The 25,719-nt window shown below is 62.6% G+C and carries 25 protein-coding genes; 16 read left to right on the top strand and 9 right to left on the bottom strand.

The window, feature by feature from the left end:
• Positions 1-66: 66 nt before the first annotated feature.
• Positions 67-1,431 (bottom strand): ethanolamine permease, encoded by a 1,365-nt coding sequence (eat, locus tag ACEN93_RS08300; protein WP_064598376.1) that lies wholly within the window; start codon positions 1,429-1,431, stop codon positions 67-69.
• A 302-nt stretch (positions 1,432-1,733) separates the two neighbouring features.
• Between eat and kdpF the strand changes: the two genes are divergently transcribed.
• The 6 genes from kdpF (at position 1,734) to ACEN93_RS08270 (ending at position 9,700) form a co-directional block, all read left to right on the top strand.
• On the top strand, positions 1,734-1,823 hold the full coding sequence (kdpF, locus tag ACEN93_RS08295; RefSeq protein WP_007950940.1) for a K(+)-transporting ATPase subunit F: 90 nt from the start codon (positions 1,734-1,736) through the stop codon (positions 1,821-1,823).
• An 8-nt stretch (positions 1,824-1,831) separates the two neighbouring features.
• Positions 1,832-3,526 carry a potassium-transporting ATPase subunit KdpA gene (kdpA, locus tag ACEN93_RS08290; protein ID WP_039770510.1) on the top strand — a complete coding sequence of 565 codons (1,695 nt, stop codon included), beginning with the start codon at positions 1,832-1,834 and terminating at the stop codon, positions 3,524-3,526.
• Positions 3,527-3,536: 10 nt separating this feature from the next.
• Entirely contained in the window at positions 3,537-5,603 is a 2,067-nt protein-coding gene (gene kdpB, locus ACEN93_RS08285) for a potassium-transporting ATPase subunit KdpB (protein ID WP_414882186.1), read from the top strand.
• 57 nt (positions 5,604-5,660) lie between these two features.
• Entirely contained in the window at positions 5,661-6,206 is a 546-nt protein-coding gene (gene kdpC, locus ACEN93_RS08280; protein WP_414882187.1) for a potassium-transporting ATPase subunit KdpC, read from the top strand.
• Between the two features lie 95 nt (positions 6,207-6,301).
• Positions 6,302-8,953 carry a DUF4118 domain-containing protein gene (locus tag ACEN93_RS08275; RefSeq protein ID WP_495611295.1) on the top strand — a complete coding sequence of 884 codons (2,652 nt, stop codon included), beginning with the start codon at positions 6,302-6,304 and terminating at the stop codon, positions 8,951-8,953.
• 48 nt (positions 8,954-9,001) lie between these two features.
• Positions 9,002-9,700: a response regulator gene (locus ACEN93_RS08270; RefSeq protein WP_039770498.1), complete on the top strand. Its 699-nt coding sequence runs from the start codon at positions 9,002-9,004 to the stop codon at positions 9,698-9,700.
• Here ACEN93_RS08270 and ACEN93_RS08265 read toward each other — a convergent pair.
• Entirely contained in the window at positions 9,697-10,734 is a 1,038-nt protein-coding gene (locus tag ACEN93_RS08265) for a patatin-like phospholipase family protein (protein ID WP_011335324.1), read from the bottom strand. The genes ACEN93_RS08270 and ACEN93_RS08265 overlap by 4 nt on opposite strands.
• A gap of 217 nt (positions 10,735-10,951) precedes the next feature.
• Between ACEN93_RS08265 and ACEN93_RS08260 the strand changes: the two genes are divergently transcribed.
• The 3 genes from ACEN93_RS08260 to ACEN93_RS08250 all read left to right on the top strand — a co-directional run bounded on the left by ACEN93_RS08260 (position 10,952) and on the right by ACEN93_RS08250 (position 12,991).
• Positions 10,952-11,230, top strand: coding sequence for a hypothetical protein (locus ACEN93_RS08260; protein WP_007950948.1), 279 nt, complete (start codon positions 10,952-10,954; stop codon positions 11,228-11,230).
• A gap of 77 nt (positions 11,231-11,307) precedes the next feature.
• A complete protein-coding gene (locus tag ACEN93_RS08255; RefSeq protein WP_495611294.1) occupies positions 11,308-12,075 on the top strand; it encodes a CHAD domain-containing protein in 768 nt (255 codons plus the stop codon).
• A gap of 121 nt (positions 12,076-12,196) precedes the next feature.
• On the top strand, positions 12,197-12,991 hold the full coding sequence (locus ACEN93_RS08250) for an acyl-CoA thioesterase (RefSeq protein WP_074688002.1): 795 nt from the start codon (positions 12,197-12,199) through the stop codon (positions 12,989-12,991).
• 1 nt (position 12,992) lies between these two features.
• Here ACEN93_RS08250 and ACEN93_RS08245 read toward each other — a convergent pair whose 3' ends face one another.
• The 3 genes from ACEN93_RS08245 to ACEN93_RS08235 form a co-directional block, all read right to left on the bottom strand.
• Positions 12,993-13,358, bottom strand: coding sequence for an Mpo1-like protein (locus ACEN93_RS08245; protein WP_039770492.1), 366 nt, complete (start codon positions 13,356-13,358; stop codon positions 12,993-12,995).
• Between the two features lie 120 nt (positions 13,359-13,478).
• Positions 13,479-14,960 (bottom strand): methyl-accepting chemotaxis protein, encoded by a 1,482-nt coding sequence (locus ACEN93_RS08240; RefSeq protein ID WP_210709606.1) that lies wholly within the window; start codon positions 14,958-14,960, stop codon positions 13,479-13,481.
• Positions 14,961-15,068: 108 nt separating this feature from the next.
• The gene (locus ACEN93_RS08235; protein ID WP_495611293.1) at positions 15,069-15,875 is read right to left on the bottom strand and encodes a TatD family hydrolase; all 807 of its coding nucleotides are present in this window, start codon (positions 15,873-15,875) and stop codon (positions 15,069-15,071) included.
• Between the two features lie 235 nt (positions 15,876-16,110).
• Between ACEN93_RS08235 and ACEN93_RS08230 the strand changes: the two genes are divergently transcribed.
• The 3 genes from ACEN93_RS08230 (at position 16,111) to ACEN93_RS08220 (ending at position 18,633) form a co-directional block, all read left to right on the top strand.
• A complete protein-coding gene (locus ACEN93_RS08230) occupies positions 16,111-17,532 on the top strand; it encodes an MltF family protein (protein WP_074687998.1) in 1,422 nt (473 codons plus the stop codon).
• 107 nt (positions 17,533-17,639) lie between these two features.
• On the top strand, positions 17,640-18,074 hold the full coding sequence (locus ACEN93_RS08225; RefSeq protein ID WP_007950955.1) for a DoxX family protein: 435 nt from the start codon (positions 17,640-17,642) through the stop codon (positions 18,072-18,074).
• 250 nt (positions 18,075-18,324) lie between these two features.
• The gene (locus ACEN93_RS08220) at positions 18,325-18,633 is read left to right on the top strand and encodes a hypothetical protein (RefSeq protein WP_011335317.1); all 309 of its coding nucleotides are present in this window, start codon (positions 18,325-18,327) and stop codon (positions 18,631-18,633) included.
• Between the two features lie 3 nt (positions 18,634-18,636).
• On the opposite strand, the gene greB is transcribed toward ACEN93_RS08220, so the two are convergent.
• From greB to ACEN93_RS08205, 3 genes are read right to left on the bottom strand one after another with little or no spacing between them, the layout of a single operon-like run.
• A complete protein-coding gene (gene greB, locus ACEN93_RS08215; RefSeq protein WP_039770483.1) occupies positions 18,637-19,134 on the bottom strand; it encodes a transcription elongation factor GreB in 498 nt (165 codons plus the stop codon).
• 34 nt (positions 19,135-19,168) lie between these two features.
• The gene (locus tag ACEN93_RS08210; protein WP_495611292.1) at positions 19,169-21,673 is read right to left on the bottom strand and encodes an ABC transporter permease; all 2,505 of its coding nucleotides are present in this window, start codon (positions 21,671-21,673) and stop codon (positions 19,169-19,171) included.
• Entirely contained in the window at positions 21,673-22,356 is a 684-nt protein-coding gene (locus ACEN93_RS08205; RefSeq protein ID WP_495611291.1) for an ABC transporter ATP-binding protein, read from the bottom strand. The genes ACEN93_RS08210 and ACEN93_RS08205 overlap by 1 nt, the downstream gene beginning before the upstream one ends.
• Positions 22,357-22,366: 10 nt before the next feature.
• Between ACEN93_RS08205 and ACEN93_RS08200 the strand changes: the two genes are divergently transcribed.
• The 3 genes from ACEN93_RS08200 (at position 22,367) to ACEN93_RS08190 (ending at position 24,404) form a co-directional block, all read left to right on the top strand.
• A complete protein-coding gene (locus tag ACEN93_RS08200; protein WP_007955652.1) occupies positions 22,367-22,972 on the top strand; it encodes an arylesterase in 606 nt (201 codons plus the stop codon).
• A 57-nt stretch (positions 22,973-23,029) separates the two neighbouring features.
• Complete coding sequence (locus tag ACEN93_RS08195) at positions 23,030-23,323, top strand: hypothetical protein (RefSeq protein ID WP_003226812.1); 294 nt, start codon at positions 23,030-23,032, stop codon at positions 23,321-23,323.
• Between the two features lie 109 nt (positions 23,324-23,432).
• A complete protein-coding gene (locus ACEN93_RS08190; RefSeq protein ID WP_039770479.1) occupies positions 23,433-24,404 on the top strand; it encodes a L,D-transpeptidase family protein in 972 nt (323 codons plus the stop codon).
• A 123-nt stretch (positions 24,405-24,527) separates the two neighbouring features.
• On the opposite strand, the gene oprI is transcribed toward ACEN93_RS08190, so the two are convergent.
• Positions 24,528-24,779 (bottom strand): outer membrane lipoprotei OprI, encoded by a 252-nt coding sequence (oprI, locus tag ACEN93_RS08185; RefSeq protein ID WP_025113130.1) that lies wholly within the window; start codon positions 24,777-24,779, stop codon positions 24,528-24,530.
• Between the two features lie 637 nt (positions 24,780-25,416).
• Between oprI and ACEN93_RS08180 the strand changes: the two genes are divergently transcribed.
• Positions 25,417-25,698 carry a GNAT family N-acetyltransferase gene (locus tag ACEN93_RS08180; RefSeq protein WP_007955658.1) on the top strand — a complete coding sequence of 94 codons (282 nt, stop codon included), beginning with the start codon at positions 25,417-25,419 and terminating at the stop codon, positions 25,696-25,698.
• The last annotated feature ends 21 nt before the right edge of the window (positions 25,699-25,719 follow it).

The raw sequence follows: 25,719 nt of genomic DNA, 5'->3' as shown, positions 1-25,719 counted from the left end.
GCATACCACTTTGAGCGAAGTGCATTCGCAGTGGTTCCATTCTAGGCCGGTTATGCCCGTCGCGGTTTACAGTCCGGTGAGCATGGCGTCTGCCGGGGCGTTGGCGCGCAACTGGCCGGTCAACAGGAAGTAGCCGAAACCGACCGCCATGAAGCCGAGAAAGATCAGCCCGATCAGCGCATTGAACCAGGCCATCGCAACCAGGCACACCACGGCCAGCACCAGTGCAATCAGCGGAATCAGCGGATAGCACGGCGCACGGAAGGTGCGCTCCAGATTCGGTTCGGATTTACGCAGTTTGAACAGGCTGAGCATGCTCATGATGTACATCACGATCGCGCCGAACACCGCCATGGTGATCATCGCGGCAGTGAGGGTCATGCCGCCGAGGTTGATCAGGCCGTCGCTGTAGATCGCCGCGATGCCAATCACGCCGCCGGCGATGATCGCCCGATGAGGGGTCTGGAAGCGCGACAGTTTCGCCAGCGAGGCGGGCAGATAACCGGCGCGGGCCAGGGCGAAGAATTGCCGCGAATAGCCAAGGATGATCCCGTGGAAACTCGCCACCAGCCCGAACAGACCGATCCACACCAGCATATGCAGCCAGCCGGAGTTGTCGCCGACCACCGCTTTCATTGCCTGAGGCAGCGGGTCGTTGATGTTCGACAGGGTGCGCCAGTCGCCGACGCCGCCTGCAAAGAACATCACGCCCATGGCCAGCAACACCAACGTCAGAATGCCACTGATGTAGGCCTTGGGAATCGTGCGTTTCGGGTCCTTGGCTTCTTCGGCCGCCATGGCTGCGCCTTCGATGGCGAGGAAAAACCAGATCGCAAACGGAATCGCCGCGAACATCCCGGCAATCGCCGGAGCGCCGAAGATGTCCGAACCGGCCCAGCCGTTGAGGGCGAAGTTGCTGAAGCTGAACGCCGGGGCGACCACGCCCATGAACACCAATAGCTCGGCGACGGCCAGGACGCAGACGATCAACTCGAAGGTCGCGGCCAGTTTCACGCCAAGAATATTCAGACCCATGAACACGATGTACGCGCCGACCGCCGCGTGTTTCGGATCGAGGGCCGGAAACTGCACGTTCAGGTACGCACCAATCGCCAAGGCAATCGCCGGCGGGGCGAAGACGAACTCGATCAGCGTCGCCAGTCCGGCGATCAATCCGCCTTTTTCACCGAAGGCGCGGCGACTGTAGGCAAACGGCCCGCCCGCGTGGGGGATCGCCGTGGTCAGTTCGGTGAAGCTGAAGATGAAACAGGTGTACATGGTCGCGACCATGAACGAAGTCACCAGGAAACCCAGGGTTCCCGCGACGCCCCAGCCGTAACTCCAGCCGAAGTACTCCCCGGAAATCACCAGCCCCACCGCGATGCCCCACAGGTGCAACGTGCCCAGTGTGGGTTTGAGTTGTGTGTTCATGCGTTTGCTCCCTGAACGGTTTGGAAAGCTCGGGGAAGGGCGTGTGCAGTGGGCGTGCCATTTTGTATTGGCGGGTCGTAATGGGATGAAAGCTGTCGTATCGGGGATGTTCGCGGCTCGATGGCCACATTTGCGTGCGCCAGTCAGGTGCGCCGCCAGCCGGATACAGTCGTAAAGAAGGCATAAACCCACTCTTTACGCTTTCTTTATGCCCCGCCCACACCCTCGCTCTCGTTCCTTTACAGCCTCCTTTCCGACAATGCCTCCACACGCGGCAATACGCCGTAACACGGAGATCTTCCATGAGCGTTCTGGACGGGGTGTCACTGCTGCTGGCAGTGGGGCTGTTCATTTATCTGTTGGTTGCGCTGTTGCGCGCGGATCGGACTTAGGAGCGGCTATGCACAGTTATGACTATTGGCTGATCCTCGCTTTCTTCGCGGTGGTCTTGCTGCCGGCGCCGTTCCTCGGGCGCTTCTACTACAAGGTGATGGAGGGCCAGCGCACCTGGCTGACGCCGATTCTCGGCCCGGTCGAGCGCGGCTGTTACCGCATCGCCGGGGTCAATCCGCAGGACGAACAGAGCTGGCAGAAGTACACGCTGGCGCTGCTGGCGTTCAACCTCGCCGGTTTTCTGCTGCTGTTCGCGATCCTGCTGTTCCAGGATCACCTGCCGCTGAACCCGCAAAACCTGCCGGGTCAGGAGTGGACCCTCGCGTTCAACACCGCCGTCAGTTTCATGACCAACACCAACTGGCAGGCCTACAGCGGCGAAGCGTCGCTCAGCTACCTGAGCCAGATGGTCGGCCTCACCGTGCAGAACTTCGTCAGCGCCGCCACCGGCCTCGCCGTACTGGTTGCGCTGTGCCGTGGCATCGGGCGCAAGTCCACCAAAACCCTCGGCAACTTCTGGGTCGACATGACCCGCGCCACCCTCTACGGCCTGCTGCCGCTGTGCCTGCTGCTGGCGCTGTACCTGGTGTGGCAGGGCGTGCCGCAGACCTTCGCCCAATATGTGAATGCAGTGACGATGCAGGGCGTTGATCAGGTGATCCCGCTCGGCCCGGCCGCCAGCCAGATTGCGATCAAGCAACTGGGCACCAACGGCGGCGGATTCTTCGGCGTCAACTCGGCGCATCCGTTCGAGAACCCGACCGCCTGGAGCAACCTGTTCGAAGTCGCGTCGATCATCCTGATCCCGGTCGCGCTGGTGTTCACCTTCGGCCACTACGTGAAGGACCTGCGTCAGAGCCGCGCCATCATCGGTTGCATGCTCGCGCTGTTCATCATCGGCGGCGCCACTTCGCTGTGGGCCGAATATCAGCCGAACCCGGCGCTGAACAACGTTGCCGTCGAACAGACCGCACCGCTGGAAGGCAAGGAAGCACGCTTCGGCACCACTGCCACCGTGCTCTGGTCGGTGACCACCACGGCGGCGTCGAACGGTTCGGTCAACGGCATGCATGACAGCCTCAACCCGCTCAGCGGCATGGTCGCGCTGGTCAACATGATGGTCGGCGAAGTGATCTTCGGCGGCGTCGGCGCGGGGCTCTACGGCATGTTGCTGAACGTGCTGATCGCGGTGTTCCTCGCCGGCCTGATGATCGGCCGCACCCCGGAATACCTCGGCAAGAAACTCCAGGCCCGTGAAGTGCAGTTGCTGGTCGTCACCCTGCTGGTGATGCCGGTCGGCGTGCTGGTACTCGGCGCGATCGCTGCGAGCCTGCCCGGCCCGGTGGCGGCGGTGAGCAACCCCGGCCCGCATGGTTTCAGTCAGTTGCTCTACGCCTACACCTCGGCCAGCGCGAACAACGGCTCGGCGTTCGGCGGTTTCGGTGCCAACACTGCGTTCCACAACCTGATGCTCGGCCTGGGCATGTTGATTGGTCGCTTCGGTTACATCCTCCCGGTACTGGCCCTGGCCGGCAGCCTGGCGATGAAGAAAACCGCACCGATCGGCCAGAACAGCTTCCCGACCCACGGCCCGCTTTTCGTGACCCTGCTGACCGTGACCATTTTGCTGGTGGGCGGCCTGACCTTCTTGCCGACCCTCGCACTGGGCCCAATCGCTGAACACCTGAGCATGGGCTTCTAAGGAATCCATCATGAATATGCATGTTCCAGCTTCAAAACCAGCGGCAGCTGCCAAGTCGACAGAGGCGCCCAAAACCGCGATCAGCGCCCTGTGGCGTCCGGCGCTGGTGCAAGCGTTCGTCAAGCTCGACCCGCGCCAGTTGCAGCGCTCGCCAGTGATGCTGGTGGTCGAACTGACAGCGATCCTGACCACCGTGCTGTGCTTCATTCCCGACAGCAGCGTGCCGACCTTCGTTGCCGCGCAAATTGCCCTGTGGCTGTGGTTCACCGTGCTGTTCGCCAACTTCGCCGAAGCGCTGGCCGAAGGTCGCGGCAAGGCCCGCGCCGACAGCCTCAAGGCTGGCAGCGAAGGCCTCAGCGCCCGACGCAAACTGGCCAACGGCAGCTTCCAGGTCGTGCCGGCCACCAGCCTGCGCAAGGGTGATGTGGTGCGCGTCGAAGCGGGGGAGATGATCCCCGGTGACGGCGAGGTCATCGAAGGCATCGCGGCGGTCAACGAAGCGGCGATCACTGGCGAATCGGCGCCAGTGATTCGCGAGTCCGGTGGCGATCGTTCCGCCGTCACCGGCAACACCCGGCTGGTGTCCGACTGGCTGCTGGTGAAGATCACTGCCAACCCCGGTGAATCGACCCTTGACCGCATGATTGCGCTGGTCGAAGGCGCCAAACGCCAGAAGACCCCGAACGAAGTGGCGCTGGACATCCTGCTGATCGGCCTGACCCTGATCTTCCTGCTGGTGGTCGTGACCCTGCAGCCGTTCGCCCACTTCGCCAACGGCAGCCTGCCGCTGGTGTTCCTGGTGGCGTTATTGGTCACGCTGATTCCGACCACCATCGGTGGTCTGCTGTCGGCGATCGGGATTGCCGGGATGGATCGTCTGGTGCGCCTGAACGTGATCGCCAAGTCCGGTCGCGCGGTGGAAGCGGCGGGTGACGTGCACGTGTTGCTGCTGGACAAGACCGGCACCATCACGTTCGGTAACCGTCGTTGCAGTGCGGTATATGCCGCGCCGGGTGTGAACGCCCGTGAGCTGGCCGAAGGCGCGCTGTTCGCCTCGCTGGCTGACGAAACCGCTGAAGGCAAGTCCATCGTCGAGTACCTGCGCGGCACCAATCCGCAGCCGGAACCGGCGCCGGAAACCCTGACTGCCGTGCCGTTCAGTGCGGAAACCCGCTTGTCCGGTGTCGACTACCAGGGCCGTGTATTCCGCAAGGGCGCGGTGGATTCGCTGCTGGCGTTCCTTGGTCAGCAACGCAAGGATCTGGCCCCGGCGCTGTCCCGGGAAATCGACAAGATCGCCCAGAGCGGCGGCACCCCGTTGCTGGTTTGTGCCGACGGCAAATTGCTCGGTGCGATTCATCTGAAAGACGTGGTCAAGCCAGGCATCCGCGAGCGTTTCGCCGAGCTGCGCAAGCTGGGGATCCGCACGGTGATGGTCACCGGTGACAACCCGCTGACTGCTGCCGCGATTGCCGCTGAAGCAGGCGTCGATGACGTACTGGCCGAAGCCACCCCTGAGAAAAAGCTGGCGCGCATCCGTCACGAGCAGAACGACGGTCGGCTGGTCGCGATGTGCGGCGACGGCGCCAACGATGCCCCGGCACTGGCCCAGGCTGACGTCGGCATGGCGATGAACGACGGCACGCAAGCCGCGCGCGAAGCGGCCAACATGGTCGACCTCGACAGCGACCCGACCAAGTTGCTGGACGTGGTGCAGATCGGCAAGGAATTGCTGGTGACTCGCGGCGCGCTGACGACCTTTTCCATCGCCAACGACGTGGCCAAGTATTTCGCGATCCTGCCGGCCCTGTTTGCCGCGATCTACCCGCAGCTCGGCGTGCTGAACATCATGCAGTTGAGCAGTCCGCAGAGCGCGATCCTGTCGGCCATCGTGTTCAACGCTTTGATCATCGTGGTGCTGATTCCGTTGGCCCTGCGTGGTGTGCGGGTGCAGGCGGCGAGCGCGGCGGCGCTGCTGCGTCGCAATCTGCTGATCTATGGCCTGGGCGGGATTCTGGTGCCGTTCGTGGGGATCAAGGCGATCGACATGCTGTTGACGGCGTTGCATCTGGTTTGAACCTGAACAGCGGTGTGCCGGGCACACCGCTTCAAGCACGAATTCGAGGATTTTGAAATGTCCACACTGTTACGTCCGGCCCTGAGCCTGCTGGTGCTGATGACCCTGGTCACCGGCGTTGCCTATCCACTGGTGGTGACCGGCGTTGCCCAGGTCGCCTTCCCCGAGCAGGCCAACGGCAGCCTGGTGCGCGATGCCGAAGGCAAGGTGCGCGGCTCCTCGCTGATTGCTCAGGATTTTGTCGGCGATGCCTGGTTCCATCCGCGTCCATCGGCCGGTGCCTTTGCCACCGTTTCGAGCAGTGCGAGCAACCTGTCGCCAAGCAATCCGGCGCTGGCCACTCGGGTGATCGATGACGCCAACAAGCTGCAGGTGCCCGGTCAGGGCCCGGTGCCGCTGGCGCTGCTGACCACCTCCGGCAGCGGTCTCGATCCGCACTTGCCACCGGCCGCGATTGCCTATCAACTGGCGCGTGTCGCGGCAGCGCGCAATCTGCCGGTGGCGACCCTGCAGCAACTGCTCGACACGCACATCGAACAGCCGCTGGTAGGCCCGCCCGTGGTGAATGTGCTGGCGCTGAACATGGCGCTGGAAAAGTTGTAATGGATGGGACGCAGAGCGTCCCGGGCTGCATTCCCACGCAGACGGTTCGACGCCTCGACGTGGGAACGATCAACTTCAGGAAGAGAGCTTCAAGCATGAGTGACTCCGGCCGCGCCGACGCGCTGTTAGCAGACTTGCCCCGCGATGGACGCGGCCGGCTCAAGGTTTTCCTCGGCGCCGCGCCGGGCGTGGGCAAGACCTACGCGATGTTGCAGGCGGCTCACAGCCAACTGCGTCAGGGCGTGAAAGTCATCGCCGGGGTGGTCGAAACCCACGGCCGCGCCGAAACCGAAGCGCTGCTCGGCGGCTTGCCGCAACTGCCGCTGGTACGCTCTGAATATCGCGGCGTGACGCTTGAAGAAATGGACCTCGACGGCCTGCTCGCCGCCAAGCCGAAACTGGTGCTGGTCGACGAACTCGCCCACAGCAACGCTCCCGGCAGTCGCCACGCCAAACGCTGGCAGGACATTCAGGAGCTGCTCGCCGCCGGCATCGACGTCTACACCACGGTCAACGTCCAGCACCTGGAAAGCCTCAACGATCAGGTGCGTGGCATCACCGGTGTGCAGGTACGCGAAACCCTGCCGGACTGGGTGCTGCAAGAGGCTTACGAACTGCTGCTGATCGATCTGCCGCCCCGCGAACTGCTCGAGCGCCTGCGCGAAGGCAAGGTCTACGTGCCTGAGCAGGCGCGCGCCGCGATCGACGCATTTTTCACCCAGACCAACCTCACCGCGCTGCGCGAACTGGCGATGCAGACCGCTGCCGCGCAGGTCGATAACGATCTCGCTCAAGGCTATCGCCAGCTCGGTCAAGCCGCGCCGGCGGTACGCGGGCGCTTGCTGGTCGGCGTCGATGGCGATGCCCAGGCGGAACGGCTGGTGCGTCACGCCAGTCGCGTCGCCCAGCGTCGGCATCTGCCGTGGAGTCTGGTGCATGTCGACAACGGCAGCGTGCGCGACGAGCAATCGCGGCTGCGTCTGCAAAGCGCCCAGCAACTGGCCGAACGCCTCGGCGGCGAAGTGGTGCTGCTGCGGGCCGGTGAAGTGGCGAAAACCCTGATCCAGCATGCCGCTGAACGTCGGGCGAGTCTGGTGCTGGTCGGCCAGTCGCGGCCACGCCTGCGTAGGCATCTGTTCGGTGGCGGGCTGGCGGCACGTTTGCTGCGTCAGGCCCATGGTCTGGAAATCAACGTGCTGGACAGTGATCAGGAACAGCATCAACCGCGCCCGCGTGTAGCGCCGACGCTGGTGTGGTTCGACTATGCGCTGGCGCTGGTGGCGACAATTCTGGCCAGTGCGCTGGCGTGGGCGGTGTCCAGCGTGCTGCCGCTGCCGAATATCTCGCTGGTGTTCCTTGCGGCGGTGTTGCTGGTGGCGGTGCGCAGCAGTCTCGGCCCGGCGCTGGCCTGTGCGGCATTGTCGTTTCTGACCTATGACTTTCTGTTCATCCCGCCGAATTTCTCCTTCAGCATCCAGCGCGAAGAAGACGTGCTGACCTTGCTGTTCTTCCTGCTGATGGCGGCGCTTACCGGCAACCTCGCGGCGCGTCAGCGGCGGCAATTGCAGGCGCTGCGCGATACCCAGGAAGAAACCACCGAGCTGCTCGACCTGTCGCGCAAACTCACCGCCGCCACCGACCGTCAGGCCGTGGTCAGCGCCGCAGCCCAACACCTCAATGGCTGGAGCGATCTGCAACTGTGCCTGCTCAATCGCGACGGGCAGGGCGGCTGGAAAGTCGAAACCGGCGGGCCGCTGCAATTCACTGAATCCGAACGCGCCGCCGCCGACTGGGCCTGGCAACACGATCAGCCGGCGGGCATGGGCACCGGCACGTTGCCGTTCGGCCGCTGGTGGTGGTGGCCATTGTCGGTGGAAGACGGTCCGCTGGCGCTGCTCGGTGTGTGCGCCAAAGAGGGCCAGACCCTGAGCGGCCAGCGCCGTCGCTTGCTGACCGCGTTGAGCCAGCCTTTGGCTCAAGCATTGGCCCGGGCGCAACTCGCCGATGACCTGGAAGCCGCGCGCCTGCACGGCGAAACCGAACAACTGCGCAGCGCCTTGCTGGCCTCGGTGTCCCACGATCTGCGCACGCCGCTGACCTCGATGCGCGGCAGCATCGACAGCCTGCTGGCCCTCGGCGAAGCGATCCCGCTGGAGGATCGCCGCGAGCTGCTCGAAGGCACCCGCGATGAAGCCGAACGTCTCGACCGCTACATCCAGAACCTGCTGGACATGACTCGTCTCGGCCACGGCGCCCTGAAGCTGGCGCGGGATTGGGTGTCGCCGGCGGACATCGTCGGCAGTGCGCTCAATCGTCTGCGGGCGGTGTTGTCGTCGTTGCAAGTGAGCACCGATGTACCGGCCGAGTTGCCGCTGTTGTACGTGCATGCCGCGTTGATCGAGCAGGCGCTGGTCAACGTGCTGGAAAACGCCGCACGCTTCTCGCCATCCCACGGTCGTTTGCAACTGCGCGCCGGGGCGGATGACAGCGAAGTGTTTTTCTCGGTCAGCGACGAAGGGCCGGGGATTCCGGTGGATGAGCGAGCGAAGATTTTCGACATGTTCTACACCGCCGCCCGGGGTGATCGGGGCGGGCAGGGCACCGGCCTCGGGCTGGCGATCTGTCAGGGCATGGTCGGCGCCCATGGCGGGCGGATCAGTGTCGGCGACGGCATCGACGGGCGCGGCACCTGTATCACCTTGCACCTGCCGTTGCAGACGCAACCGGGGATGGACGGTGAAGCCTGATCCGCGCTGCGCTACTCTCTTGCCACTCTTTTGTGTTGATGTGAATTCATGAGCCAGACCGCGACCATTTTGGTCATCGATGACGAACCGCAGATCCGCAAGTTCCTGCGTATCAGCCTCGCTTCCCAGGGCTACAAAGTGCTGGAGGCCGGCACCGGCGCCGAGGGCCTGGCCCAGGCGGCGCTGAATAAACCCGATCTGCTGGTGCTCGACCTCGGCCTGCCGGACATGGACGGCCAGCAAGTGCTGCGCGAGTTTCGCGAATGGGCCACGGCGCCGGTGCTGGTGCTGTCGGTGCGCGCCAGCGAAGGGCAGAAGGTCCAGGCGCTGGATGGCGGCGCCAATGACTACGTGACCAAGCCGTTCGGCATTCAGGAATTTCTCGCCCGGGTGCGCGCGTTGCTGCGTCAGGCACCGGCCGGGGAAGCGCAGCAGGCCGCGTTGAATTTCGGCCCGCTGACCGTGGACCTGGCGTATCGCCGGGTGCTGCTGGACGGCGTTGAAGTTGCCCTGACCCGCAAGGAGTACGCGGTGCTGGCGCAACTGGCGCGGCATCCGGGGCGGGTAATCACCCAGCAGCAATTGCTCAAGGACATCTGGGGCCCGACTCACACCGAGGACAGCCACTACCTGCGGATCGTGGTCGGGCATTTGCGGCAGAAGCTGGCAGACGATCCGACCCGGCCACGCTTTATCGTGACCGAGGCGGGTGTCGGTTATCGGTTGTTGAGCGAGAGCAGTCTTTAGTTCTGCTCGCTCTCGTAGCGATCCAGCGTATCCCGGGCAATCTCCCGGCCCAGCGCGATCAATTCGGGCGCCTTGTAGAACTCGAAGAACCGGCACACTCGCTTCGGCACGTTGATCAGGATGTCCGGCGGATACCCGGCGATCTTGTACTGCGCCAGCGAGGTCTGCATCACCTCGAAACTCTGGTTGATCAGATCGAGCAATGAAGCCGGCCCGACGTTATCGACGATGAACGATCCGGTGGCGGATTTCGGTGCGCCGTCGCGTTCAGGCGCGGCGGCGGGTTGCTGGGCTTCCGGCTCGGCACTTTCGACCCACGGATTGATTTCCGCCGCTTCGGCACGCAACGCTTCCTGTTCCAGCAACAGCAATTGCTCGGCCTGTTTGCGGCGGAACGGCATCTTCGAACCGAGTGAACTGATCAGACTGTCGAAGCGCGTGCGGAACGCGGCGGGGCGCTGGATCACCGGCAATTTGTAATGGCGCTGGTTGGTCGAGTTGAGATTGACCGCGATGATCAGGTCGCAATGGCTCGACACCACCGGCACGATCGGCAACGGGTTGAGAATGCCGCCGTCCACCAGCATCCGGTTGCCCTGCATCACCGGAGTGAACAGGCTGGGAATCGCCGCCGAGGCGCGCATCGCCTGATGCAGGCAGCCTTCCTGGAACCAGATTTCCTGTTGATTGGTGAGGTCGGCGGCCACCGCCGTGTAGGGGATGCGCAGGTCTTCGATGTTGATTTCGCCGACGATCTTGCGGATCTGGCCAAAAACCTTTTCGCCACGGATTGCGCCGAGACGAAAGCTGACGTCCACCAGGCGCAGCACGTCGAGATAATCCAGGCTTTCGATCCAGTTGCGATACTCGTCGAGCTTGCCGGCGGCGTAGATTCCGCCGACCACGGCCCCCATGGAACAGCCGGCAATACAACTGATGTCATAGCCCCGTCGTTCGATCTCTTCAATGACCCCGATATGGGCATAGCCCCGGGCGCCACCGGAGCCCAGCACCAGTGCGACACGCTTTTTCATCAAACTTCCTCCCGGCAAGGTTGCACAATGCACCCATCGAGGGCCGGGCGACAATCGCCGGGGTCGTTCGGGGCGGCGATGGCGTCGTTTTTTCGATACTTCATGACCCGTCGGCGTTATCTTTTGCAGTGCGGTGCAATTGCGGGACGCAAGGCACTTTTTCCCTGCCGCACCGTCTTACCTGCACGACTGTTGACCTATCTCTGAGGTGTGAGTGATGAAAGCCTGGATCTGTGTGCCGTTGATGGCTCTGGCATTGGCCGGTTGCGCCGGCAAGACCGCTTATCGTGACAGCTGCGGCAGCCAACTCGACGCGGCGTGGCATGAACTGGATCTGGCCAAGGCCGAAGGTTTTGCCGGCACCGTCAGCTATTCCAAGGCGCTGTCGCTGTTGACGGCGGCCAAGACCCAGCAGCAATTCGAAGGCTTCGAAGGCTGCACCAAGAAAGCCGAAAAAGCACGTTTCTACATTCGCGAGTCCCGCGCCGGGCGCTAAGCTGCTGACGTAGCGCAAGGGCAGGTCGCTTGCGCCGGCGCACACTCGTGCAAAGTCATTGAATTCAGGAGCAAGCGATGTCTGCGTTGGTTGATCGGCTGGTGGCCCATGTCCTGAGCCTGGAAGTGCGGCTGCTGGCCTGTCAGGCGCGTCTGACCGCGCGGACCGACCCTGAAGCGCTGCACGACCTGCGCACCACCGTGCGGCGCTTGCGCAGTCTGTTGCGACCGTTACGCGGCTTGCCCGGTGTCGAACAACTGGAAAGCGCGGGGGCCAGCGTCGGGCAATTGACCACGCCGTGGCGCGACCGCGAGGTGCTGGCGGCCTGGCTGATCAAGCATGATCAGCCGGAAGCTGCACAGCGCCGGATGGCGCAAATGGCCGAGGCGTACCCGACGCTGGCGGCCAGCGCCGAAGTGGCGTCGCTGCTGATGATCCTCGATGCCTTTCCGCGTTTCCTGCGCGCGTCCCAGCGCCAGGGATTGCTCAAGCGCCTGGACAAGCGCATCGAAAAACGTCTGGGCAAACAATGGAAGCACCTCGACGTGGCGCTGCACGACCCGGCCCACGACCGCCATCGCCTGCGCCTGCTGATCAAGCGTGTGCGTTACGGCATCGAGGCCTATCCTGAACTGGATCGTTTGCCCGAAGCCGCATTACCCCGATTGAAATCCGCACAAGGCGCCCTCGGTGACTGGCACGATTGCTGGCAATGGCTGGCACGCGCCGAACTGGAGCAGGATCTGCAACCCTGCGTCGCCACGTGGCAGGCAACCATGGCCAAGGCCGAAATCAAGGCCGACCGGGTGCTGGATAAGCTCAGCGCGGCCTGCTTCAAGTCCTGAAACCCGCTGGCGCGCAGCACCGCTGTCTTATCTGTCAGTCTCTTTGACCGGAATGGACGCTGCGCCGCTCTGCGGCGCTGGTTAAGATCCGGTCATTCCCTTTTTCGTGTCCGAGGTTTCCATGCGCTTTTGCGATCTGATCGATGCTGTCCGTCGTCAACCGGAGGTCACGATTCCGGCGGAGTGGGGGCAGGGCCGGGCCAGTTTTGGCGGCTTGGTGGCCGCGCTGCAATTTGAAGTGATGCGAACCAGGGTGCCTGCCGATCGGCCGGTGCGTTCGCTGGCGATCACTTTCGTCGGCCCGGTGGAGCCCGAAGTGCCAGTGAGCTTTGAAGTCGAGGTGCTGCGCGAAGGCAAAGCGGTCAGCCAGGTGCTGGGGCGCGCCGTGCAGAACGGTCAGGTGGTGACGATGGTGCAAGGCAGCTTCGGGGCTTCGCGGTCGTCGGAAGTGGCGGTTGAAGCCTATCCCGCACCGGAGATGAAACACTGGGACGACTGCCAGGAGCTGCCGTACATCAAAGGCGTAACCCCCGAGTTCATGCGTCATCTGGCGATGCGCTGGAGTGTCGGCGGCATGCCGTTCACCGGCACTCAATCGCGGCTGATGGGCGGCTGGGTGCGTTTGCGTGGGGATGTGAAAGAAGAGCCGGTCAACGAGGCGCACCTGCTGGCGCTGGTCGATGCCTGGCCACCCGCGCTGTTGCCGTACCTGAAGAAACCGGCACCGGGCAGCACCCTGACCTGGACCATTGAATTCGTTCAGCCGTTACGGGATTTGAGCACGCTGGACTGGTGCCAGTATCTGGCGGACATCGAGTATGCGGCTGACGGTTACGGTCACGTCGCCGCCAAGCTGTGGAGCGCGAAGGGTGAACTGATTGCCATGAGTCGGCAGACGGTGACGATCTTCGCCTGACTTAATGGCGGCGATGGCGTTCACGCCAGGCGCGATACCAGCCGCCACTGAGGAAGAACCGCGGAAACGTCAGAAACTGCTCGACCAGCAGCCGCGAGACAGCGTCCTTGCGATCACTGAACGGCTCGGAGGCTTGCGCCTCCAGGCTGTGACCGTGACGCTGCAGACCCAGCGCCGCGATGATGCCGATCACGCCGATCGCAACGCTGGCCAGACTCAGGCTGAACACACCTGAGACGATCAACAGAAACGCAACGATGAACAGCGGCACGGCAATCAGGTGCAGCACCAGATTGGTTGGGTGCTGATGGTTGTTCGGGTACGCGCGCCATTGCCACGCGGGAAGGTTGGGGTGACGTTTGCCCATGTTGCTGCTCCTCGATCCATGTTCAGTACATGGTTGAAGAATAGGCCCGGGCAGCGAGGGCGGCGAATCAAGGTTGGCTATTGAAGTGATAGGGACAATGGCCAATCTTGATGTTGTCTCCTAGAGCTTCAATTGGCCGATCGCCTTGTTCAGTTCCCCGGCCAGCGTCGCTAACTCGTTACTGGTAGTCGCCGAATCCACGGTCTGTTGCACGGTGTTCTCGGTCACATCGCGAATGCTCACCACCGCGCGGTTCATCTCTTCAGCCACCTGGCTCTGCTGCTCCGCCGCCACTGCAATCTGCGTGTTGCTCTCGCGCATTTGCGCCACCGCTCCGGTAATTTCCGCGAGCGCTTCTCCCGCCTCTTGCGCCTGCTGCACGCAGTCGTCGGCCTTGTACGAACTCTCCTGCATGAAGTCCACCGCATCGCGGGTGCCCGCCTGCAATGCCGAGACCATGGTGGTGATTTCATCGGTGGAGGTCTGTACGCGTTTGGCGAGGTTGCGCACTTCATCGGCGACCACCGCGAACCCGCGACCCATTTCCCCGGCACGGGCCGCTTCGATGGCGGCATTGAGCGCCAGCAGATTGGTCTGCTCGGCGATGCTGTGGATCACGCTGACCACGCCGTTGATCTTTTGGCTGTCCTCGGCCAGGCGCTGGATCATCTCGGCAGTCTGCTGCACGCCGCTGGACAGGCCGGCAATCGAATGCTGGACGCGGGTCACCACTTGCTGGCCGCTGCCGGCCAGGCCGTCGGCGGTCTGCGACAGGTCGCGTGTGGCGCCGGCGTGCTGGGCGATGTGGTAGACGGTGGCGGTCATTTCGTTGATCGCCGTGGCGGCCTGATCGGTTTCGCTCTGCTGGCCGAGCATGCCGTGACGCACCTCGTTCATGCTCGATGCCAGTCGCGCGGCGCCGACGTCCAGTTGCCGCGCAGTGTTGGCCACGGTGGTCACCACGCGCTGATAACCGGCCTGCATCGCATTGAACGCGTTAGCCATCTGCCCGACTTCATCCTTGCAGGCCAGCGGCACCCGGGCGGCGAGGTCGCCGGTTTGCTCCACGTGCAGCATCACGTCCTTGAGGGTATTGAGCTGACTGAGCAGAAAACGGATCAGCAATTGCGAGGCACCTAGCATTGCCAGCATCAGGATGAACACCGCCACCGCGTAGTTGGCGAATCGCTCGCTGAACACCTGGCTGAGGCTGGGGGCGTAGGCGATCACGGCGACTTGCTGGCCATCGGCGCGGCTGAAGACCTCGGCGCCGAGCAGCGGGTTTTCGCCGAACAACGGCAAGTGACTGATCTCGATCCAGCCGCTGCTGTCGGTGATTTCCAGCAGTGGCTGATCGTTGAGGCGCGGCGCTTCACCCCGTTTGAAGGTCAGTACCTGATCGGATTTGGGCAGCGGCTGCCCGGCCGGCCAGGCCTTGAGCAATTGCGCCTGGGCCTGGGCCGAGGTTTGCGCGGCGTGGCTGCGGGCCTGTTGTTCGAGCTGCACGGCGTACAGCACCAGCAACAGGGTGGTGACAAAGGCGACCGCGTTGACCGCCCAGAATTTGTATTTCAGCGAGATATTGCTAAGCCAGGCACCCATGGAGGTCTTCTCTGATAGCGGAAACAGTTTTGGCAAGGTGCCATTATTGTGCCGCTACCCAGGTGCCCGGTTCTTGATGTGCATCAACAACCGATGCATCTGCCTCTTTCAGGGCAGGGTAGGTAAACCGTAGAACGCCCGCGCGCTGGCGGTGGTATGGGCCGCCAGATCTTCCTCGGTTTCGCCTCGATGCAGCGCAACCTCACGCAGCACTTCGGTCAGATACGCCGGCTCGTTGCGCCCGTTCTTCGGCTTTGGCCGCAGTGTGCGTGGCAGCAGATACGGCGCATCGCTTTCCAGCATCAGGCGACCGCGCTTGATCTCCTTCACAAGCGGATGCAAATGCGTGCCGCGACGCTCGTCGCAGATCCAGCCGGTGATGCCGATGTGCAGGTCCAGATCGAGGTAGCTGAACAAGGCTTTCTGCTCGCCGGTGAAGCAATGCACCACGGCGGCAGGCAATCGGTCGCGGAAGTCACGGAGGATTTCCAGCAGGCGCTGGCTCGCATCACGCTCGTGCAGGAACACCGGCAATTGCAGTTCGGCGGCCAGCGCCAGATGTTCTTCGAGGACTTTTTCCTGCTGCGGGCGCGGCGAGAAATCGCGGTTGAAATCCAGTCCGCATTCGCCCACCGCCACCACGTTCGATTCCAGCAGCAGACTGCGCAGACGCCGTGCGCTGTCGGCGTTCCAGTCGCTGGCCGAATGCGGGTGAATGCCGGCAGTGGCGAACATTCGCCGGCCGTCCGGATCCAGTTGCTGGCACAGTTCCAGCGCCTGTTCGCTGCCCTCGACACTGGTGCCGGTCAGCACCAGTTGGCAGACCCCGGCAGCGTAGGCGCGGTCGAGCACGGCCTGGTGTTTGTCGGCGAAACTGGGGTTGGTCAGGTTGACGCCGATATCGATGAGTTGCATGGTGCTACCTCGGGCCGAAGGCCGGAAAGCATATCAGAGCTGTAGATTTATAAGAAAAGCCAAGAACTACAACGGCTTATGGCTGTCTGTTGAGGCCGCGTAGCAGGCCGGGTTGGCAGAATTGCGATCACTGTGCCAGTCTCTCGCACTTTATCAGCGCTCCAGGCGCTCTGTTTTCGTCGGTGTTTTACGACCGCTCAGCGGTGAAACGCCCCGTATTCTTTCCGGAGAGTGGATGATTCGTCCCTCGGTTTTGCTCCTGCTGTGTGGTTCGCTGCTGTTGCCGATGACGGCGGTCGCGCGGCTGCCCGGACCACTGCAAGCCGTGCCGGCCGCCAAGGTTCGCGACCTGACCGAAATCCGCAGCAGCCGCGTCTTGCGGGTGCTGGTCAACCAGAGCCGCAACAGTTCCGGCGAAGTCCAGGGCCAGGCCATCGGCATCGAATACCACCGGCTGCGCGCCTTCGAGCAATACCTCAACGGCCACGCTCGCGACGGCCAGGAAATCACCCTCAAGATCATCCCCAAAGCCAAGGATCAATTGCTCGGTGCGTTGCAGCGTGGCGAAGGCGATCTGGTGGCGCCGGGCGAACTGCTCGAGCTGCAACCGGGCCACGCAGTCGCCAGCAGCGAGCCGATTGCCAGCAACGTGCCGCTGGTGCTGGTCGGCATCAAGGGTGAAAAGCGCTACACCAAGGTCGAGCAACTGGCCGGTAAAACCCTGGCGTTGCCCACGGGCAGTGCGGCGGGGGAGGCGGTCAGCCAGCTCAACCAGAAACTGGCGCTGCACAAACTGGCGCCGATCAAGATCGAATGGGTCGATCCAACGCTGGCGGTCGAGGATGTGCTTGAGATGGTTCAGGGCGGGATTTTCCACCTGACCATCGTCGAGCAACCGATTGCCGAGCGTTGGGGCAAGATCCTGCCCAAGCTGCGTTTCGACCGGCAGGTGATGATCAACGAGCCGGGCGAGGAATACTGGTTCGTGCGCCGTGATGCGTCGATGTTGCGGGCGAGCATCGACCGCTTCCTCACCGGCTACAAGAAGCCGGCGAACGAAGATGCGGCCTTCCTGCGGATCTACCGCCGTCTCTATCAAGTGCACTATCCGTTGGCCAAGGCTGACCGTCAGCGTCTGGAAAAACTGCGACCGACCCTGCAGAAGCACGCCGAAGCGCAAAACATGGACTGGCTCAACCTGGCGGCGCTGGCCTTCAAGGAATCGGCGCTGCAGCCCAACGCGCGCAGCGGCAGCGGGCCGACCGGGCTTATGCAGATCACCCCGTCGGCGGCACAGCGGGTTGGCGTCAACAACATCCAGAATCTCGATGCGAATGTGCAGGCCGGGGCCAAGTACCTGGCGATGATCCGCCGCAAGTTCTTCAACAGTCCGAAACTCAATGAGCGCGAGCGCATGGCGTTCACCCTGGCGGCCTACAACATTGGTCCGGAGCGAGTGCAAGGCATGCGTGCCGAAGCGCGGCGTCGCGGCCTGAATCCCAACCAGTGGTTCTTTCAGGTCGAGCGCATCGCCATGGAGCAGGTGGGAATGGGCCCCGTCAGCTATGTTAATAGCGTGAACAAGTATTACTTGGCGTTCGACCGGGAGCGGGAGTCGTTGGAGCCCGGGGGGCAGAAAGTTGTCTCACGCAAATGATCAAATAAGTTGATTGTTATGGCGGAATTTTTGCGCTTTTAACATGAAAATAACTGATTAATATAGCGGCCAACCAACAAGCACTTCTGACAACAAGGAAACGCAACATGAGCTCTCTGATCAACAAGGTTCTGTTCACCCGCGCCGGCTACGGTCTGACCATTCTGCGCATTGCCGTCGGCGTGATCTTCGCTGCCCACGGCTCGCAGAAACTCTTCGGCCTGTTCGGTGGCTACGGTCTGGCGGGCACTGCGCAATACATGGAAAGCATCGGCCTGACCCCGGGTTACCTGATGGCCACTCTGGCCGGCGGTACCGAGTTCTTCGCCGGTCTGGCGCTGATCATCGGCCTGCTGGTTCGCCCGGCGGCGCTGGGTCTGACCTTCCTGTCGCTGGTGGCGATCTTCACCGTACACATCAGCAACGGTCTGTTCATGGCCAACAACGGTTACGAGTTCGCCCTGGCTCTGCTTGGCGGCAGTCTGGCAGTACTGATCGAAGGCGCCGGCAAGCTCTCGGTGGATCGCGCCATCGCCGGTTGACCGCTCTGGCTCAAGCAAAAGGCCCGCATTCTGCGGGCCTTTTTTGTTGCGGCTGATTCTTGACACTGGCCGGTCACGTTCTCTAGGATGCCGCCCATGCGCCGATTTAAACAGCTACTTGCGGGGCGCCAGGTGACTATTCTTCAGTTGCCGTCAGAAGCCGGAACAGGGCTTCGAAATACCGCTAAAGCGCTGGTTCGGTGTTGCCTCTCACCTGCCATGCAGACTTTTGAGGCAGAGACACGACACGATGAATGCACTACGCCCTCCAGCACGTCCCGCGCCGATCACGGCACATATCACCCAGCGCAATCCGAAAATCCTGCTTGGCGGCAAACATCAGCCGACGCTGTTGCGTTATCTCGATGGCTGGCCACGTCGCAGCGGCGGTCCTGCCGCATTCCTGATCCAGTTCGTTGAAGACGGTGAGTCGCTGGCGCGTTTTGCCGATGACAGTTTCGATCTGGCCGTCATTCAGGCCCCGAGCCGTGAAGAGGCGCCGGAAATGATTCGCCAATTAACCCGCGTCGCACGCCAGGGCCTGATCACCCGGCGCTGAGTGTCAGGGATATTCGATCGCCACGATGTAGACGAACTGTTCGCCGGTTGGCGTCTGTACCCGAACTTCGGCATCCAGCGCCTTGCCGATCAGGGCGCGGGCCAGCGGTGAGTCGATGCTGATCAGGCCGAGTTTCAGGTCCAGCTCGTCCGGGCCGACGATGCGATAGCGCGACTGTTTGCCGTCTTCGTCTTCGATGGTCACCCACGCGCCGAAGTAGACCTTGTTCGGATCACTGGGTTTTTCGCTGACCACTTTCAACGCCTCAAGGCGTTTGGTGAGAAAGCGCACGCGGCTGTCGATCTCGCGCAGCATTTTCTTGCCGTAGGTGTACTCGGCATTTTCCGAACGATCACCCTGAGCCGCCGCTTCGCTGACCGACTGCGTCACCTGCGGACGGCGCACATGCCACAGCTCATGGAATTCGGCGCGCATCCGCGCTTCACCCTCGGGGGTGATCAGCGCGGTGCCGGCGGTGCGGGGAGGGCGATAACGGCTCATGGCAACTTCTTTTGATTAAGACGGCTGGAGTCTATCAACCCTCGCGCAACACTGTCAGCGGGCTGGCGTTCAGCGCACGTCGCGTGCCGAACACGCCGGCGCCACCGATCAGCGCCGCGCCGATCAACGGCAACAGCAGCAACCACGGATGGGGATGCCATGGCAGGTCGAAGGCGAAGCGATACAGCACCAGACTCACCACTTCCGAACCGATCGCCGCGAGCAACCCGCTGACCGCTCCGAGCAAGCCGAACTCGATTCGTCGCGCCTTGATCAGCAACTGGCGCTCGGCACCCAGCGCACGCAGCAGTGCGCCCTGGCGAATGCGTTCGTCCAGCGTTGCCTGCAACCCGGAAAACAGCACCGCCATCCCCGCCGCCAACACAAACAGCAACACATACTCCACCGCCAGGGTGACCTGGGCGAGGATGCTGCGCAGCTGTTCGAGCAAGGCTTCGACCTGCAGGATGGTCACCGCCGGGAATGTTCGCGACAGCTCGACGATCTGCTGATCGTGACCGGGCGCCAGATAGAAGCTGGTCAGGTAAGTCGCCGGCAGATCCTTCAGAGTGCCGGGCTGGAAGATCATGAAGAAGTTCGGCTGGAAGTTGTCCCAGTTGATCTCCCGCAGGCTGGTGACCTTCGCTTCACGATTGACCCCGCCGACGCTGAACACCATGTGATCGCCCAGTTTGAGCTTGAGGCTTTCGGCCACCTTGCCTTCCACCGAGACGCCCGGAACATCGTCCGAAGGCCGGCCGGTCCACCACGAACCGGCGGTGATCTTGTTGCCCGCCGGCAGATCCGCCGCCCAGGTCAGGCTCAGGTCGCGCTGGATCGCGCGGTCGCCGGCCGAATCCTTGCTGACAATTTGCTGCACCGCTTCGCCATTGATGCTGATCAGCCGTCCCGGTACCACCGGATACAACGGCGCGGCCTGGGCCGAGACATTGATCAGGTGATCGGTGAAGGCCTGTTTGTCCGCCGGCAGGATGTTCAGCGCGAAGTAGTTGGGTGCGTTTTTCGGCAACTGGTTTTGCCAGGTGTCGAGCAATTCGCCGCGCAGCAAGGCGATCAGCGCCATGGACAGCAGGATCAGCCCGAAGGCCAGTGACTGGCCGGCTGCCGCCAAAGGATGGCGCAACAACTGACCCAACCCGAGGCGCCACGGCAGAGACGCGCGTGCGAGCAGGCGACGCAGACTCTGCAGCAGCAAAAGCAGCAAGCCGCCGAGTACCAGCGCGGCGACCATACCGCCGCCGAGCAGGGCGAACGTCAGCAGCAGGTCCAGACTCAGGCGCCACATGATCAACCCGAGCGCGCCGAGTGCCGCGCCATAGACCATCCAGGTGCTCGATGGAATCGGCAGCATGTCCCGACGCAATACCCGCAACGGCGGCACGCGGCCCAGTGCGGCGAGCGGTGGCAGGGCGAAACCGGCCAGCGCCACCAGCCCGGTGCCGATGCCGGCCAGTGCCGGCAGCAAGCCACCCGGCGGTACGTCGGTCGGCAGCAGATCATGCAGCAGCGCGAACAAGCCCAATTGTGCGAGCCAGCCGAGCAGGGCGCCGCTGAGGCTGGCGAGCAGGCCGAGCACCGTCAATTGCAGACTGAACAGCACCAGGGTTTCCCGGCGTGACAGGCCCAGGCAACGCAGCAGGGCGCTGGCATCGAAGCGGCGACTGGCGAAGCGGTTGGCCGACAACGCCACCGCCACCCCGGCCAGAAGCACGGCGACCAGACTGGCCATGTTCAGATAGCGTTCGGCCTTGCCCAGTGCACCGCCGATCTGCCGGTTGCCATCGCGGGCATCTTGAATTCGCTGGTTGGCGGCAAGGCCCGGTTTGATCAGTTGGCGATAGGTTTCCAGCGCTTGCGGCTCACCGCGCCAGAGCTCGCGGTAGCTCACCCGGCTGCCGGGTTGCACCACGCCGGTGGCGGCGAGGTCGTCGAGGTTGATCAGCACCCGTGGCGTCAGGCTGTAGAAGTTACCGGCGCGATCCGGTTCGTAAGTCAGCACTCGCGTCAGTTTCAGCGTCTTCATGCCGACGTCGATGCTGTCGCCGATCTTCAGGTCCAGCGCTGTCAGCAGGCGCGCTTCGACCCAGGCTTCACCGGGCTGCGGCTCGCCACCGGCCTCCTCTGTTGCGTAAGGGGCGGGGGCGCTTTTCAGCTCGCCGCGCAGCGGATAGGCACGGTCGACAGCTTTGATACTGGAGAGCTGAATGCCGTTGTCCGTGGCGATGACGCTGGAAAACTCCACCACCTGCGCATGATCCAGACGCAGCTCGGTGCCGCTCCGGATTTGTTCCGGACGAGCCGGCGAGCTGCCTTCGAGCGACAGGTCGGCCCCGAGAAACTCGGTGGCGCGCAGCATCATCGCGCCGTTGAGGCGGGCGCCGAAATAGCCGATCGCGGTACTCGCCGCGACCGCCACCACCAAGGCGAAAAACAGCACCCGCAGTTCACCGGCGCGGGCATCGCGCAGCAGTTGGCGCAGGGCGAGACTGAACAGACGCAACAGCGGCAGACGTGCCATCAAGGCTCCAGAGGGGCGACCAACAGGCCGGCTTCAAGACGGATCAGGCGCCGGCAACGATGGGCCAGGCGTTCGTCGTGGGTCACCAGCACCAGGGTGGTGCCGCGTTCCTTGTTCAATTCGAACAGCAAGTCGCTGATGCGCTCGCCGGTGTGACTGTCTAGGTTGCCGGTGGGTTCGTCGGCGAACAGCACGTCCGGCTCGGCGGCGAAGGCCCGGGCAATCGCCACGCGCTGTTGTTCTCCACCGGAGAGCTGACGTGGCGAGTGAGTCAGGCGCTGGCCGAGGCCGACCCGTTGCAGCAGTTCGGTGGCGCGACTTCGGGCGTCTTTGCGGCCGTCGAGCTCCAGCGGCAACATGACGTTTTCCAGCGCGTTCAGACTGTCGAGCAATTGGAACGACTGAAAGACGAAGCCCACGTGCTCGGCGCGAATGCGCGCGCGCAGGTCTTCGTCGAGATTGCTCAGGCCTTGCCCGGCGAGTGTCACTTCGCCGCTGCTTGGCAGATCAAGACCGGCGAGCAGGCCCAGCAGGGTGGATTTGCCGGAACCGGACGCGCCGACGATGGCCAGGCTGTCGCCCTTGTTCAGTTCCAGGCTGAGTTCGTGCAGGATGGTCAGTTCACCTTCCGCGCTGGGAACCACTTTGCTAAGGTTCTTCGCGGTGAGAATGCTTGCGCCCATGGAGAATCCGATGCGTGTGTGGTTTTTGAGTGCTGGCCTGGCCTTGATGTGCATGGCCCAGAACGCAGCGGCGGGTACAGTCCTGATCGTTGGCGATAGTATCAGCGCCGGTTTCGGGCTGGATACCCGGCTGGGGTGGGTGTCGTTGCTCGAACAGCGGCTCAAGACCGAAGGTTTTGACGATAAGGTGGTCAATGCGTCCATCAGTGGCGACACCAGCGCCGGAGGCCAGGCGCGGCTGCCGGCGCTGCTTGCAGAGCACAAGCCGGAACTGGTGATCCTCGAATTGGGCGGCAACGACGGCCTGCGCGGAATGCCGCCGACGCAATTGCAACAAAATCTTGCTTCGATGATCGACAGCTCTCGCCAGAGCGGTGCCAAGGTGCTGTTGCTCGGCATGCAATTGCCACCCAACTACGGCAAGCGCTACACCGATGCCTTTGCCGAGGTCTACGGCAAGCTCGCCGAGGAGAAAAAAATCCCGCTGGTGCCGTTTTTCCTCGACGGCGTGGGCGGGCATCCGGACCTGATGCAGGCCGACGGTCTGCACCCGGCGGCCGGGGCTCAGGGCAAGTTGCTGGAAAATGTCTGGCCGACGCTAAAACCGCTGCTATGAGGCTTTTCTAGCGGCAGGCTTTCGGCTAATGTGGCGCCCCCTTATTTGGAGCCCCCGATGCCGCGTCCTGCCTGGTCCCTGTTCGCCTACCAACTGATCGAGCCTGACGAACAGCTGGATCTGTTCGCCTGCCAGGAAGTGCGGGTGCATCTGGTGACCCGTCAACTGGAGCTCGGTGGTTCGGCGGACCGCACCCTGTGCGGCAGTCTGCTGCCGGCGCAACCGCGCTGGTCGAGCGTGGATCGCCGGGTGTTCCAGGATCAGCGCCTGTGCTCGCTGTGCCGGGCAATCCTCGAATCGCAGAAGCGCGGCACCTCGCCGATCTGGCCTGAGCTGCGTTTCGAGCTCTGAGTCCTTTTTCGTCGATATCGCGGTCTATCGGCGCATCTCCCCGAATTCCCTGGGCGCGGTGTACAATCGCGCTCTTATACCCTTGTCGATCTTGCGAAGGATTCTCCGGATGTTGCCGCGTTTTCCTGCCGTCACCCGCTGCCTGTCTCTTGCCGCCCTGTGTGTGGCCGGTCCCGTTGCCGCACTGGAGTTTCCCCTGCCACCACCCGGTGAGGACATCATCGGCCAGGTGCAGGTGATCAAGGCCAAGTACGAAGACACTTTTGCCGATCTGGGCACCACCTACGATCTGGGTTATTCGGAGATGGTCGCGGCCAACCCGGGCGTCGATGCCTGGTTGCCGGGTGCCGGTACCGAAGTGGTTTTGCCGACCCGCTTCATCCTGCCGCCGGGGCCGCGTGAAGGCATCGTGATCAACCTGGCCGAATACCGTCTCTACTACTACCCGAAGGGCCGGAACGTGGTGTACACCTTCCCATTGGGAATTGGTCGTGAGGGCTGGGGTTCGCCGATTGCCCACACTTCGATCACTGCCAAGACTCCGAACCCGACCTGGACGCCGCCTGCCTCGATCAAGGCCGAGCACGCCGCCGATGGCGATCCGTTGCCGAACGTGGTGCCCGCCGGTCCCGACAACCCGCTGGGCCCGTTCAAGTTCACCCTGGGGACTCCAGGCTACCTGATCCACGGTTCGAACAAGAAGTTCGGCATCGGCATGCGCACCAGCCACGGTTGCTTCCGCATGTTCAACAACAACGTGCTGGAAATGGCCAGCATGGTGCCGGTGGGTACGTCGGTGCGGATCATCAACGATGCGTACAAGTTCGGTCGCAGTGGCGGCAAGGTCTATCTGGAAGCGCACACGCCGATTGATGACAAGGGCAACCCGTCGGTAGTCGACAAGCACACCGCTGTGATCAATGCGATGCTCAAGCGCGAAGACATCACCAACAATCTGCGCATGAACTGGGATGTGGTGCGTGATGTGGTGGCGGCCGAAGATGGCCTGCCAACTGAAATCGGCACGCCGAACACTTCGGCGCCGATGGTCTCCAGCGCACCGATCGACCTCCAGCAATAAGCTGTAAGACAGAACCCGCCGAGGCTATTGCATCGGCGGGTTTTTTGTCGCCCGTAGAAAACAGCGGGCACAAAAAAGCCGACCCAAAAAATGGGTCGGCTCGATAACAATCCCGGAGGATTATTACTTGCGGCTAGCTTTGTCCAGCATGCGCAGAGCACGCTCGTTAGCTTCGTCGGCGGTCTGTTGTGCTTTTTGAGCAGCAGCCAGAGCTTCATCAGCTTTACGGTAAGCTTCATCTGCACGAGCCTGGGCGCGAGCAGCTGCGTCTTCAGTAGCGGTCAGACGTGCTTCGGTTTCTTTCGATGCGCTGCTGCAACCGGTAGCCAGAACTGCGGCCAGAGCCAGAGCAGAGAATTTCAGAACGTTGTTCATCGTGTTCCCCTTCAAGGACTTTCAATTAAGTGGCTGTCTCCTCCGATTGAGGAAATAGCCGGCGTACATACTACCCATTACTTGTAGTAAGTAAACTGACGTAAGGCAAGAAGCAAAAAAAATTGTAGGCGTTGATTCTTTTTCGAGCAACTTTTAACTGCGCTGTATAAAAAATATCCAGCTGTAAGCCGCGAGATGAGCGAGTTAATGAGAAAAAGTTCCCGGTGCCGTGCGCTGTTTTGCAGGTAGTGGCCAAAGTCTGTCTATATGGATTCGTCCACACTTTTGTTGCGAATTTGCGCAGCGCCTCGCATATCTTTGTCCATGTTGAGGTGACTTTAAAACAGGCGGCTCGTCTTAAGTCTCAACATCCGGCGATGTTCAGCCTTTCGGCTCGGGAAGATCGTCTCCCGAACCGGCCCTGAGTCCACCGGAACTGCCCCGTCAATTCGCACGATGACGAGCGTACCTTGAGCATTTTCGCCAATGGTGCCTACTATTTGATACGTGCTCGGGTTGCGCGAGATCGGTGCAGTTCTTCTCGGTGTCCATCAGGCACGGGGTGGCGTAGATGTTCCTTCGCCGGGAAAACATCGGTAAGGTAGGGGTCAGAATTCGAGACCCGCGAGGAGTAGTGATGAGCGAGGCGTTGTCCATCCACCATGACCAGGCTGGTCATCAGTTCGAGACCAATGTGGACGGTCATCGTGCCTACCTGACCTACATGGATCTGGGGAAACAGACCCTGGATATCTACCGCACCTTCGTGCCCAACGCGCTGCGTGGCCGAGGCATTGCGGCAGCCCTGACCGAGCGGGCGCTGCAATACGCCGATGAAATGGGCTACACGGTCATTCCTTCGTGCTCCTACGTGGAGCGCTACATGGAGCGTCATCAGCGGCGCACCGCCAAGATCTGACTGACCTCACCGCACACACAA

The organism is Pseudomonas sp. Pseusp21, from assembly GCF_059492145.1.
The sequence above is the reverse complement of the archived record's forward strand: the minus strand, read 5'-3'. Positions and strand labels throughout refer to the sequence as shown.